This is a genomic window from Enterobacter sp. 5-4 (assembly GCF_000612205.1).
GTDB lineage: Bacteria > Pseudomonadota > Gammaproteobacteria > Enterobacterales > Enterobacteriaceae > Enterobacter > Enterobacter roggenkampii.
The window spans coordinates 138,449-151,660 of sequence record NZ_JFHW01000007.1; the positions used below are offsets into that span (position 1 = coordinate 138,449).

At 56.1% G+C, this 13,212-nt stretch carries 9 protein-coding genes; 8 read left to right on the top strand and 1 reads right to left on the bottom strand.

Going from position 1 to position 13,212, the window contains the following annotated elements; all coding sequences use genetic code 11:
* Positions 1-118: 118 nt before the first annotated feature.
* From AA74_RS0103230 to AA74_RS0103265, 8 genes are all read left to right on the top strand, one after another.
* Complete coding sequence (locus AA74_RS0103230; protein WP_025911026.1) at positions 119-1,600, top strand: carboxylesterase; 1,482 nt, start codon at positions 119-121, stop codon at positions 1,598-1,600.
* Positions 1,601-1,695: 95 nt separating this feature from the next.
* A complete protein-coding gene (locus tag AA74_RS0103235) occupies positions 1,696-2,907 on the top strand; it encodes a diguanylate phosphodiesterase (protein ID WP_025911029.1) in 1,212 nt (403 codons plus the stop codon).
* An 88-nt stretch (positions 2,908-2,995) separates the two neighbouring features.
* Positions 2,996-3,886 (top strand): aminoimidazole riboside kinase, encoded by an 891-nt coding sequence (locus AA74_RS0103240; protein WP_025911030.1) that lies wholly within the window; start codon positions 2,996-2,998, stop codon positions 3,884-3,886.
* Between the two features lie 172 nt (positions 3,887-4,058).
* Positions 4,059-5,576: a carbohydrate porin gene (locus AA74_RS0103245; protein WP_025911032.1), complete on the top strand. Its 1,518-nt coding sequence runs from the start codon at positions 4,059-4,061 to the stop codon at positions 5,574-5,576.
* Between the two features lie 66 nt (positions 5,577-5,642).
* Positions 5,643-7,013: a sucrose-specific PTS transporter subunit IIBC gene (locus tag AA74_RS0103250; protein WP_008501693.1), complete on the top strand. Its 1,371-nt coding sequence runs from the start codon at positions 5,643-5,645 to the stop codon at positions 7,011-7,013.
* Complete coding sequence (locus tag AA74_RS0103255; protein ID WP_025911035.1) at positions 7,013-8,419, top strand: sucrose-6-phosphate hydrolase; 1,407 nt, start codon at positions 7,013-7,015, stop codon at positions 8,417-8,419. The genes AA74_RS0103250 and AA74_RS0103255 overlap by 1 nt, the downstream gene beginning before the upstream one ends.
* Before the next feature lie 28 nt (positions 8,420-8,447).
* Complete coding sequence (locus tag AA74_RS0103260; protein WP_023344186.1) at positions 8,448-9,464, top strand: LacI family DNA-binding transcriptional regulator; 1,017 nt, start codon at positions 8,448-8,450, stop codon at positions 9,462-9,464.
* A gap of 89 nt (positions 9,465-9,553) precedes the next feature.
* Entirely contained in the window at positions 9,554-11,104 is a 1,551-nt protein-coding gene (locus AA74_RS0103265; protein WP_025911038.1) for a methyl-accepting chemotaxis protein, read from the top strand.
* Positions 11,105-11,436: 332 nt separating this feature from the next.
* Here the strand turns inward: AA74_RS0103265 and AA74_RS0103270 are convergent, their stop codons facing one another.
* Positions 11,437-13,026, bottom strand: a complete 1,590-nt coding sequence (locus AA74_RS0103270) for a DUF262 domain-containing protein (protein ID WP_025911040.1) — start codon at positions 13,024-13,026, stop codon at positions 11,437-11,439.
* Positions 13,027-13,212 lie beyond the last annotated feature (186 nt).

Sequence of the window (13,212 nt, forward strand, 5' to 3'; positions counted from 1 at the left end):
CAGCGTAGTTCACTTTTGGTGCACTGGCTGACCTGGCAGGGATGAATTTGGTGAATACGTCAGCCCGTTCACATTTTTGATAAGATAGAAAGACAGTGAACATAAAAGGGATCCCGGCATGGCGAATTGGCCCTGGCGAGTCAGCGTGCGCCTGGTGGCGCTTGCAAAGAAAACAGGGATGGTCGTGGGGATCGTCCTAGTCGTCCTGCTGGCGGTGCGGGTCTATCTCTCGCAGCAGGGGCCGGAACTGCACCCGTGGCACACCTGGCGGGGAGATGAGATGTCCGTTCGCGAGCTGGATAACGCCGATTTTGCCGGGTACCTCGCCCGTGAAAAGGCGATTTTCACCGATCTGGATAACGCGGTGACGGCGAAAACAGCGGGCGAGGATCAAACCCCGTTAAACCGCTACTACCGCCAGAGCCTGGTGTGGCCCGGCCAGTTTGCCCCCGATGCCAACCGCTCCTTTGTGCTGATGCCAGCCGGGAAGCCGCGCGGCGCGGTGGTGCTTCTGCACGGCCTGACCGACTCGCCTTACAGCGTCAGGCACCTTGCCGTGAACTATCAGCAGCACGGCTTTGTGGCCGTGGTCCCGCGTCTTCCCGGACACGGCACCGCGCCCGGCGCGCTGACGGACGTGGACTGGGAAATGTGGCTGGCAGCGACGCGGCTTGCCGTGCGGGAAGCCACGCGTCTGACGGGGAATAACGTGCCGCTGCATCTGGTGGGCTACTCCAACGGCGGGGCGCTGGCGATGAAGTATGCCCTCGATGCGCTGGAAGACCCTGCGCTGCGTAAGCCTCAGCAGATGATCCTGCTCTCACCGATGATCGGCGTGACGTCCTTTGCGCGGTTCGCCGGATTCGCCGGGCTACCGGCGCTGTTGCCGCCGTTTGCCAAAGCGGCCTGGCTGAATATCTCCCCGGAATATAATCCGTATAAATACAACTCGTTCCCGGTGAACGCCGCCCGCCAGTCGTGGCTGCTGACAAAGGCCCTGCAGGAGCAGATTGGCCGTGAGGCGCGGGAAAACAGGCTGGCGAATTTGCCGCCGGTGCTGGCGTTCCAGTCGGTGATGGACTCCACGGTCAGTACCCGCGCGGTGGTCAGCGGCCTGTTTGACCAGCTTCCGGCAAACGGCAGCGAGCTGGTAGTGTTTGATATCAACCAGGCGGCGAGCTTCCGTCCGCTCTTTAAACCGTCGTCCTGGACGGCCACCACGGCGCTGCTACCGGTCGCGCAGAGACGTTACAGTGTCACGATTATCACCAATGCCAGCGAGCACAGTTTCTCGACGGTGGCGAAAATAACCCCGGCAGGCAGCACGCAGGAGACGGTCGTGCCGCTTGCCCAGTCCTGGCCGCAGGATGTTTATTCCCTGTCGCACGTTGCGGTGCCGTTCCCGCCGGATGACGATCTCTATGGTCGCGAACCTGGGGTGAAAAACCGCTACGGTATCAGCCTGGGGACGATTGCGCTGTGGGGAGAGACGTCCGTGTTGAGCGTCGGGAAAGAGGCGCTTATGCGGGTCACCTCGAACCCGTTCTACGACTATATGCAGGAGAGGATTAACAGCCGGATCGGGGACCAGAAAAAGTAATGTTCCCTTGTGGCGTGAATATGTTAGGTCGCATTGATTAAGTATGTTACATAGTAGCTTCAAGGCACCTCTCTTTATCACTGGAACCCCTTTTTGTGCTGACGACGCTGATCTACCGAAGCCACTTGAATTTATCCCGCCCGTCCACCGAACTGCGGGAGCTGGTGGAGCGCGCCAGGGGCCGCAACGTAAAACTGGACATTACCGGCGTCCTCCTTGCTAAAGGCAACGACGTTCTGCAGATCCTCGAAGGGTCGGAAGAGAGTGTGGTCAAACTGTTCCATAAAATCCGCGAGGACAAGCGGCACAGCGGGGTAATAGAACTGCTGCGGGACTATGGTCCGCGCAGACGCTTCGAAAACGTCGGTATGCTGCTGTTCGACCTGCAAACGCAGTCGCCGAAAGAGGTGCTGCAGTCGGTGCTGCGCTACAGCAAGCTGGACAGCTATCTGACCTCCGACGATCGGGTGTTCAAATTTATTCAGACCTTTATAACCGGTAAACGTCCGGCCCCGTCGGGGGCACGCTACACCGCGGACAAATGGACGCTCTCGACCGAAGCGCTACCCTTTGGCGAACATCTGGGCCTGATTGCCGGGCAAACCTGTCAGTTTGCGCTGCAGCCTATTGTCGAGCCCTCGGAAGGGAAAATCAGCTCCCTTGAGGCGCTTATCCGCGGCAACGACGGCGGCAGCCCGGAGCATTTCTTCAGCACCGTCGACCCGGACAACGTCTACGAAGTCGATCTCCAGACAAAAGCCTATGCCTTTGCGCTGGCGGAAAAGCTGGGCATTGGTAGCCATAAAATCGCCGTCAACCTGCTGCCCATGTCGCTGGTGAATGTCCCTGGCGCGGTGGAATTTCTGGTCGATCAGATTAAAAAACATGGCCTTCAGCCGGAGCAGGTGGTCATTGAAGTCACTGAAAACGAGATGATCTCCGGGCTCAACCAGTTTAACAGCGCCATCAAGCAGCTTCGCGGCGAGGGGATTGGCCTGGCGATCGATGATTTTGGCTCGGGCTATGCCGGGCTTTCGCTGCTGACCCGCTTCCAGCCGGACAAAATTAAAATCGACCGTGAGATTGTCAGCAACATCCACCTGAGCGGCCCAAAACAGGCGATTGTGCGCTCCATCATCAGCTGCTGCTCCGATCTTGAAATCACCCTGGTGGCCGAAGGCATCGAGAAAATTGAGGAGTGGTGCTGGCTCGAATCGGCCGGGATCCGCCGCTTTCAGGGATTCCTGTTTGCCCGGCCGCAGCTTAATGGCGTCGGCGATATCCACTGGCCGCATCTGGTGCGGTAAGCCAATTTTCCCTCCCGTTATTTCCCCTTTGCCTAGCCTGTGCTTAAATAGCTAAAACGGTTTAACATAGTTTAGCTACGAGGATCACATGAAGAAAATCTGGGTACTTGGCGATGCGGTAGTGGATTTGCTGCCGGATGGAGAAGGTCGATTACTGCAGTGTCCCGGCGGCGCGCCGGCGAACGTCGCGGTCGGTATTGCCCGGCTGGGCGGCCAGAGCGCCTTTATCGGCAGGGTTGGCGACGATCCTTTCGGGCGCTTTATGGCGAAAACGCTCTCAGACGAGCGGGTCGACGTTAAGTGGATGCGTCTTGACCCGGCACACCGCACCTCAACGGTGGTGGTCGATCTCGACGACCACGGCGAGCGCTCGTTTACCTTCATGGTGCGCCCGAGCGCCGATCTGTTTCTCGAACCCGACGACCTGCCGACGTTCAGCGCCGGGGAGTGGCTGCACGTCTGCTCCATCGCCTTAAGCGCCGAGCCGAGCCGTACTGCGACGTTTCAGGCGATGGCCGCCATTCGTGAGGCGGGCGGTTACGTCAGCTTCGACCCCAATATTCGCCCGGACCTCTGGCCGGATGAGAACGCACTGCATGGCTGCCTGGAGCAGGCCCTGCAAAGCGCCGACGTGGTGAAACTTTCGGTAGAAGAGCTGGCCTTTTTCACCGGCAGCGCGGAGGTCAACGTTGGTCTGGAGGTGCTGATGCAGCGCTGCCCGGCGCGTCTGGTGCTGGTTACCCAGGGAAAAGTGGGGGTAACCGCGTGGCATGAAGGTAGCGTAAAACACTACCCGGCAACGCCTGTGCAGTGCGTCGATACGACCGGTGCGGGCGATGCCTTTGTGGCGGGGCTGCTCTACGGGCTGGCCGCCGGACAGGACCTGACGCCGGTTATCGCGCTCGCCCAGCGCTGCGGCGCGCTGGCCACCACCGCCAAAGGGGCGATGACCGCGTTGCCCTGGCAGCACGACCTGTAATTTCTCCTCTCCTGGCCGCCATCCGGCGGCCTGAATTGTCGCCTCGATCACACTTACTAAATCGGTTTAGCAAAAAAGATTGCCGATCCAAAATTCACAGGTTTAGTATCAGCAACCTAAACCGGTTTAGCAATTTAGCACGTTTAATGACTTCTTTTAGGGATGCGACAAAATGTATAAAAAACGCAGACTTGCCGTGATGATAGGCATGCTGGCCGGAAGTACCTCTGTTTTTGCCCAGACGGATATGTCCAGTATTGAAGCGCGTCTTGCCGCGATGGAGCAGCGCCTTCAGGACGCGGAAACGCGCGCGCAGGTGGCTGAGAAGCGCGCTGCGGCAGCAGAACAAAAAACGCAGCAGCTGGTTGCCGCTCAGCAGCAGGCGCAAACGACAACCCAGGAGGTGGCGCAGCGCACCACCGCGCTGGAGAAGAAGGCGGATCAGACCGGCGGGTTTGAGTTCCACGGCTATGCCCGCTCTGGCCTGCTGATGAACGATGCCGCCTCCAGCAGCAAAAGCGGGCCTTACCTGACCCCAGCCGGTGAAACCGGCGGTGCGGTAGGGCGTCTGGGTAACGAAGCAGATACCTACGTCGAGCTGAACCTGGAGCACAAGCAAACCCTGGATAACGGGGCGACCACGCGCTTCAAGGCGATGCTGGCCGACGGTCAGAGAACCTATAACGACTGGTCAGCCGATACCAGCGATCTCAATATTCGTCAGGCCTTCGCGGAACTGGGCAACCTGCCTGATTTTACCGGCGCGCTGAAGGGCAGCACCTTCTGGGCGGGTAAACGCTTCGACCGGGACAACTTTGATATCCACTGGCTGGATTCCGACGTGGTGTTCCTGGCCGGTACCGGCGGCGGCGTTTACGACGTGAAGTGGAACGATTCGCTGCGCAGCAACTTCTCCATTTACGGCCGCAACTTCGGCAGCGTGGAGCAGACCGACAACAACGTTCAGAACTATATCCTCAGCATGAACCACTTCGCCGGCCCGTTCCAGCTGATGGTGAGCGGCCTGCGGGCGAAGGATAACGACGACCGTAAAGACACTAACGGCGATCTCATCAAAACTGACGCCGCCAATACGGGCGTTCATGCCCTGGTGGGCTTGCATAATGAGAGCTTCTACGGTCTGCGCGAAGGGACCGCCAAAACGGCGCTGCTGTACGGTCACGGGCTGGGTGCGGAAGTGAAAAGCATCGGCTCCGACGGCGCGCTGCTGTCTGAGGCGGATACCTGGCGCTTCGCAAGTTACGGTGTCACGCCGATCGGCGGTGGCTGGAGCGTTGCGCCCGCCGTTCTGGCACAGAGCAGTAAAGATCGCTACGTCAAGGGCGATAGCTATGAGTGGGTAACGCTCAATACCCGCCTGATCAAAGAGGTCACCCAGAATTTCGCGCTGGCGTTTGAGGGAAGCTACCAGTACATGGATTTAAACCCGGAGGGCTATAAGGACCGTAACGCCGTGAACGGCAGTTTCTACAAGCTGACCTTTGCGCCGACGTTAAAAGCGAGCAAAATCGGCGATTTCTTCAGCCGTCCGGAACTGCGCCTGTTTGCCACCTGGATGGACTGGAGCAGCAAACTGGATAATTACGCCAGCGATGATGCCTTTGGCAGCAGCGGCTTCAACGCCGGCGGGGAATGGAACTTTGGGGTCCAGATGGAAACCTGGTTTTAACCCATCACGCTCCCGTCTGGCGGGAGCGTTTCGCACATCATAAAAATAAGTCAGGCAGAGGTATTTATGGATTTTAATCAAATCGCCCGCGAGCTTATTCCGCTGCTCGGTGGCAAGGAAAACATCGCCAGCGCGGCGCACTGCGCAACGCGTCTTCGTCTGGTGCTGGTTGATGACGCGCTGGCGGATCAGCAGGCCATCGGCAAGGTCGACGGCGTAAAAGGTTGCTTCCGTAACGCCGGGCAGATGCAGGTGATTTTTGGCACGGGCGTGGTCAACAAGGTGTACGCCGCATTTATTCAGGCGGCGGGAATTAGCGAATCCAGCAAATCGGAAGCCGCGGATCTGGCGGCGCGCAAGCTGAACCCGTTCCAGCGCATTGCCCGCTTACTCTCCAACATCTTTGTGCCGATCATTCCCGCGATTGTGGCGTCCGGTCTGCTGATGGGCCTGCTCGGCATGGTGAAAACCTACGGCTGGGTCAATGCGGATAACGCCCTCTACATCATGCTGGACATGTGCAGCTCGGCGGCGTTTATCATTCTGCCTATTCTGATTGGCTTTACCGCCGCGCGCGAATTTGGCGGTAACCCGTACCTCGGCGCGACGCTGGGTGGGATTCTGACCCACCCGGCGCTGACCAACGCCTGGGGCGTGGCGTCGGGCTTCCACACCATGAACTTCTTCGGCCTTGAGATCGCGATGATTGGCTATCAGGGTACGGTATTCCCGGTGCTGCTGGCCGTCTGGTTTATGAGCATCGTCGAGAAAAACCTGCGCCGCGCGATCCCGGATGCGTTAGACCTGATCCTGACGCCGTTCCTCACCGTGGTTATCTCCGGCTTTATCGCCTTGCTGATTATCGGCCCAGCGGGGCGCGCTCTGGGGGACGGTATCTCCTTTATTCTGAGCACGCTGATCGCCCACGCGGGCTGGCTCGCCGGGCTGCTGTTCGGCGGACTTTACTCGGTGATTGTGATCACTGGTATTCATCACAGCTTCCACGCGATTGAAGCCGGGCTGCTGGGGAATCCGTCGATTGGCGTTAACTTCCTGCTGCCGATCTGGGCCATGGCGAACGTGGCGCAGGGCGGCGCCTGTCTGGCGGTGTGGTTCAAAACCAAAGATGCCAAAATCAAAGCCATTACCCTGCCGTCGGCGTTTTCTGCGATGCTGGGCATCACCGAAGCGGCCATTTTTGGTATCAACCTGCGCTTCGTTAAGCCGTTTATCGCTGCGCTGATTGGCGGCGCGGTGGGCGGGGCCTGGGTGGTCTCCGTGCACGTGTACATGACCGCTGTCGGGCTGACCGCGATTCCGGGCATGGCCATCGTGCAGGCCAGCTCGCTGCTGAACTATATTATCGGCATGGTGATTGCCTTCGGCGTGGCGTTTACCGTCTCACTGCTGCTGAAATATAAAACGGACTCTGAATAATGACGTTACCTTCCCGCTGGCCTGCGATCCTGCAGGCCGTTATGACAGGTCAGCCGCGGGCGCTGGCGGACAGCCATTATCCGCAATGGCACGCCGCGCCGGTGACGGGGCTGATGAACGACCCGAACGGGTTTATCTGGTTTGCTGGCCGCTATCACCTGTTCTATCAGTGGAACCCGCTGGACTGCGAGCACCGCTTTAAGTGCTGGGGGCACTGGAGTTCTGCGGACCTGGTGCACTGGCAGCATGAGCCGCTGGCGCTGACGCCCGACGAAGCGTATGACCGCAACGGCTGCTACTCCGGTAGCGCCGTCGATAACCAGGGCGTACTGACCCTGTGCTACACCGGCAACGTCAAGTTCGATGACGGCAGCCGCACCGCCTGGCAGTGCCTGGCCGTGGAGCAGCCGGACGGGACCTTTACGAAGCTGGGGCCGGTGCTGGCGCTGCCGGAAGGCTACACCGGCCACGTGCGCGACCCGAAAGTGTGGCGGCACGACGGGGACTGGTACATGGTGCTCGGCGCGCAGGATGTGCAGAAGCGCGGCAAGGTGCTGCTCTTTAAATCAGCCGATTTGCACGCCTGGACATCCTGCGGGGAGATCGCCGGTCACGGGGTTAACGGCCTGACGGACGCGGGCTATATGTGGGAGTGTCCGGACCTGTTTGATCTCGACGGGACGCACGTCCTGATCTGCTGCCCGCAGGGGCTGGCGCGCGAGCCGCATCGCTACCTCAATACCTATCCGGCTACCTGGATGAGCGGGGCGTTTGACTATGCCCGCGCGACGTTCGATCACGGCGAGCTGCACGAGCTGGACGCGGGCTTTGAATTCTACGCCCCGCAAACCACGCTGGCGGAAGATGGACGCCGCATCCTGATTGGCTGGATGGGCGTACCGGACGGGGAAGAGATGCTTCAGCCCACGCGGGCGCACGGCTGGATGCACCAGATGACCTGCCCGCGAGAATTGCGCTTCCGCGACGGCAGGCTCTGGCAGACCCCGGCGCGCGAGCAGGCGGCGCTGCGTGAAGATGAGCAGCACTGGCAGGGGCGCGCCAGCGACGCGCCCGAACTGGACGCGACGCGCCTGGAGTTTGAGCTGAGCGCATCGCAGGTGAATGTCGATTTTGGCGGCGCGCTGCGTCTCATGGTCGATGAGCAGGGTATACGTCTTGAACGCGCGAGCCTGAAAACCGGTGAAACGCTGACCCGCTACTGGCAGGGCGACGTCCGTCATTTGCGCGTCCTGTGCGACCGCTCCAGCGTCGAAATCTTCATTAACCACGGCGAAGGGGTGATGAGCAGCCGCTATTTTCCTGACCATCCGGCTCGGGTGCGATTCGAAGGTGCGTCCGATATCACATTACGCTACTGGTCGCTGCGCGCCTGCATGATAGAATGAGGGTTTTGGCAGCCGGATCTAAGTCGTTGTGAGAAAAACAAAACGCGTCACCATTAAAGACATCGCGGAGCTGGCGGGGGTGTCAAAAGCCACCGCCAGCCTGGTTCTGAACGGCCGCAGCAAAGAGCTTCGCGTGGCGGAAGAGACGCGCGAGCGCGTGCTGGCAATTGCAAAAGAGCACCACTATCAGCCCAGCATTCACGCCCGGTCGCTGCGCGATAACCGCAGCCACACCATTGGTCTGGTGGTCCCGGAGATCACCAACTACGGTTTTGCCGTCTTTTCGCACGAGCTGGAAACGCTGTGCCGCGAGGCGGGCGTGCAGCTGCTGATCTCCTGCAGCGATGAAAACCCGGGGCAGGAGACGGTGGTGGTGAACAACATGGTGGCGCGTCAGGTGGACGGGCTGATTGTGGCCTCCAGCATGCTCAACGACGCGGACTACCATAAGCTGAGCGAGCAGCTGCCGGTGGTTCTGTTTGACCGTCACATCAACGACAGCGCGCTGCCGCTGGTGATCACCGATTCCATCACCCCGACGACCGAACTGGTGGCGGATATTGCGCGCCAGCATCCGGATGAATTCTACTTCCTCGGCGGCCAGCCCCGTTTATCCCCGACGCGCGATCGTCTTGAAGGCTTTAAGCAAGGCCTGCGAGAGGCCGGCGTGGCGCTGCGCCCCGAGTGGATCATTCACGGCAACTATCACCCGAGCTCCGGTTACGAGATGTTTGCTGAACTCTGCGCCCGCCTGGGGCGTCCGCCGAAAGCGCTCTTCGCCGCCGCCTGCGGGCTGCTGGAAGGGGTGCTGCGCTACATGGGCCAACATAACCTGCTGCAGAGCGATATCAGGTTAGCCAGTTTTGACGATCACTATCTCTACGATTCGCTGACGATCCCGGTGGATACCATTCGTCAGGATAACCGCCAACTGGCGTGGCACTGCTTTGATTTGATTAGCAAATTAATCGAGGGCGAGACGCCGCAGCCGTTGCAGCGCAAGCTCAATGCCACCCTGCAGCGACGCTATAAGTCAGCGAAATAGCCCGGTTCGATACTTCAATAACTTTAATTAATTTAAGTTTTGGAATGGCCGATAACCATAAGGAATAATTCTCCTTGAGGTATTGGTTTATGTCGTTGAAAAAGTCGTCCCTGATTGTCCTGTTCTCGCTGCTTTTCTTCTTTGTTATCAGCACCGTCACCAGCGTTGGCATCATCATTAAAAGTAATAATTCCCTGGATAACGTCAACAAAGAGATCCAGGTTGTGCTGTCCATTATTGACCCCATCAACCACAGCCGTACGCTGCGCGTGCGGGTGATGGAGTATGTGAAGATGGTGGAAGCGGGCAACGCGGCGGACGGCGCTGCAAAGCTTACCGCCGTGAAAGAGGCGCTGACCAAAGCGGACCACGCCTTTGCAGCCTTTATGGCGTCGCCGCGCCTGAGCGATGAAGCGTCGCTGGTCACTGCCTATCAGGACGCCTGGCAGAACTACCGCAACCAGGGGCTGGCGCCGCTGATCGATGCCGCCGAGGCGCACGATGTCGCCAAATTTAACGCGCTCATCCCGGAAGTCTCCCGCCTCGACCGCCAGTACGAGATCGTTCTCGACCAGGTGCTTTCCGTCCACCAGAAATACGCCAAAAGCCTGAACGAAGATGCGAGCAGTAGCTTCGTCTCCGGCCTGGCGATCGTTGCTGCTATCGCCAGCCTGTTTGTGGTGGTGATTATCGCCGTTAGTCTGCTGATGAAGCGCTTTGTCTTTGCGCCGATCAACCTGGCGCGCGAGCACTGCAGCCAGATTGCGGCAGGCAAGCTGGACATTCCGGTGCCGGTGAAGGGGGGGGCAGGTAACGAAATCGACCATCTGATGGGCTCGATGGAGCAGATGCGTCAGGCGCTGCTGGCGACCATCGCCCAGGTGCGCGATGCGAGTCATACCGTGACGCACGCCGCCCAGGAGATTGCCTCCGGGAATATCGACCTGGCGTCACGCACCGAGCAGCAGGCTTCGGCGTTAACCCAGACGGCGGCCAGCATGGAAGAGCTGAGCGCGACGGTGGCGAACAATACCGATAATGTGTATCAGGCCGGGAAGCTGGTGCAGGACGCGGTGAAAAATGCCCACACCGGTGAAGCGGTAACCCGTGAAGTCATCGACACGATGAATACCATCGCGGCGAACTCGAAGCGCATTGAAGACATCACCAGCGTGATTAACAGCATTGCCTTCCAGACCAACATCCTGGCACTGAACGCGGCGGTTGAAGCGGCGCGCGCCGGTACCCAGGGCCGCGGCTTTGCGGTCGTGGCCAGCGAAGTACGCACCCTCGCGCAGAAAAGCGCAGTGGCGGCCAAGGACATCGAAAGCCTGATCGCGCAGTCGGTCTCCAGCGTGAAAAACGGTGCGGAGCTGGTCAGCCGCTCGGGCGAGGTGATTGACGCGATCATTTCGTCGGTGAATAAAGTGAATACGCTGATGGAGCAGATCTCCGTCGCCTCTGAAGAGCAGAGCCGCGGGATCGGCCAGGTCGGGCAGGCGGTGACCGAGATGGATGGCGTCACCCAGCAGAACGCCGCGCTGGTGCAGCAGTCCGCCGCGGCAGCGGCCTCGCTGGAAGAGCAGGCGCAGCAGCTTTCGCGGAGTATTTCGAGTTTTAGGTTGCCGGTGCAGGCTTGATTTTATGATGGAGGCTCCTGAGGGGGCCTTTTAACTCGCGCTTTTGAATGGATGTCTCCGCTAAATAAAACTTTATGTTTTAGTAGAAGTCGTCAAATGCCATCAAAGACGGTGCTGCAATGTCTCGGGGCTCGGTCCAAAACTATGGATTGAAGGATGCATGTAATGACATTAGTTTAAAAATTCAGCGTGTAAGTAAGTTTTATTATTGGATTGGTATGAGCACTAGGGATGAGGGTATCGAACACAAGTAAAATGATTATCGGAATGGGCCGTATTAGAAAGGTTAGTACTATTTAATCCCCGGCCATAGAATGACCGAGGAGGGTTAGTTAATTTGAGAGTCTATTCGCTTCATCAGCGAGTAGTTTAGCTCTCTCTAACACAAAATCTTTATAATCCAACTTTAACCCATTATTAGGAATGAAATGTGTTCCGAGAATTGCATTTTTCATACCTGCATTGATTCTTGACTCATATATGTTAGGTGCTGAGTTTTGAATTGAAGCATTGTCAGTTTTGGTTAAAAAAGCGAAGTTGGCAAGCGGGAAGATGTCAGTTTTATCTGTGTAATTATAAGTTTTTTCGAGATAGTCTTTTGGGAATATATGATGATACTCTCTTTTATTACAAGAAATCAGCACTGAGTTTAAGTCAACGTTAGCTCCAGATATAAATGATTTTGGTCTCTTGTTAGCAAGCATTAGTACAAATGTCTTTGTATTAACGGAATTAATTGAGAATGTGTTTTCAATAAAAAAATCTGGGGTAACGTTAATTAAACGATTCGCAAAATCGCTTAAGTCGTTGTTGAGGAGGTTTTTAACTGCAGTTATATCATTTTTTACAGCCGTATCAACGCTGTTTGAATACCTTCTTGAGAAACAACTATGCCAGAACCATTTCACTAGAGCAGATCTTTGCGCCGCATTAGGGTGGAAACCAGCAGGCTTGGCTGTAGCAAAGCATTTGGTCAAGGGAATTAACATAGATTTATATGGTAAGTTTTTAAATGAAACGACCAAACAGTCTCGTTTAAGGAAATCAACAGCACCTAACAATCCTCGTTTAAAAATTTCGAACTGGGTACGTACCTCTGTACCATTTAGTTCAACAATTGATTTTGCAGAAGCATCGTCTTTTATCACAGCAGCACAGCATTTCAGCAGTAAGTCAGGTTCTTCAGCCAGTTCTTTATATCCATGATCGTCTAAATCATCACCTAACTCGTCAAATTTAGCACGCAGATCAAAATCCCCACTCCAAGTCCATGCTGACAATAGTTGATAAGTATCTAATGGAACTCCGCCTCGATTGACTCGTTCAAAAATTATGGCAATGCTGGAATGGTCTGTTATTTCTACTATTTCAGTCGGAAGTTGAACCTCTTGAAATGCGGCTTGTAATCTATCTATTTCCGCAATCCTTTCTTGCTTCGGGTAATTACGAACAAATGTTCCGTAATTTTTTACGTCAAATAATATATTGAGTGGTATATGATTATCTTTTACTTCTTGGGGTTGCAAGGCAATGAATTGGGAATCTTGGACATCTTTATTTGCATCAATGTCAAAATATATATCTAGCCAATTGATGTTATTGTTAGGCTCTTTTACTAATTCTGTTTGAAAGACAGAGAAGATTGATGTAATTCGTTGTTGCCCATCAAGAACATACTCGATAGGATAATCTTTTTTCGGGTCAGGGAGTTTATAAGGGCCTAGCATTCTATCGTGTTCGAGTTTCTCTTTGGTACGCCATAGCAAAAGCGTCCCAACTGGATATTTTTTATAAAGGCTATCCATTAGAAACTGAACTCTATCTGGTTCCCAGACGAAATCACGTTGAAAAGCAGGTATTCGGATTTCTCCCTCAGCTACTGCTTGGATCAATTTTCGAATTGTCATTGTTCCTACAGCCATGGCCATCTCCTTAAAGAGTTATAATCATGTTTGTGATGAATCTCGTTAATTTACCAAGAAAAACATTAGCAAAAAACGCCCAAAAACTATAGTTCCATTGTTTAAAGTGCATGTGGTGACGCTAGTCACAAAAAATGGTTTCTATTGTGCCAATCGCTATAATACGCATCTATTAAAACCTCCCCA

Excerpts from the sequence above, each read along its gene's own strand:
- AA74_RS0103230 (WP_025911026.1), top strand. The coding sequence starts at position 119 with ATGGCGAATTGGCCCTGGCGAGTCAGCGTGCGCCTGGTGGCGCTTGCA.
- AA74_RS0103240 (WP_025911030.1), top strand. The coding sequence starts at position 2,996 with ATGAAGAAAATCTGGGTACTTGGCGATGCGGTAGTGGATTTGCTGCCG.
- AA74_RS0103245 (WP_025911032.1), top strand. The coding sequence starts at position 4,059 with ATGTATAAAAAACGCAGACTTGCCGTGATGATAGGCATGCTGGCCGGA.
- AA74_RS0103250 (WP_008501693.1), top strand. The coding sequence starts at position 5,643 with ATGGATTTTAATCAAATCGCCCGCGAGCTTATTCCGCTGCTCGGTGGC.
- AA74_RS0103255 (WP_025911035.1), top strand. The coding sequence starts at position 7,013 with ATGACGTTACCTTCCCGCTGGCCTGCGATCCTGCAGGCCGTTATGACA.
- AA74_RS0103265 (WP_025911038.1), top strand. The coding sequence starts at position 9,554 with ATGTCGTTGAAAAAGTCGTCCCTGATTGTCCTGTTCTCGCTGCTTTTC.
- AA74_RS0103270 (WP_025911040.1), bottom strand. The coding sequence starts at position 13,026 with ATGGCTGTAGGAACAATGACAATTCGAAAATTGATCCAAGCAGTAGCT.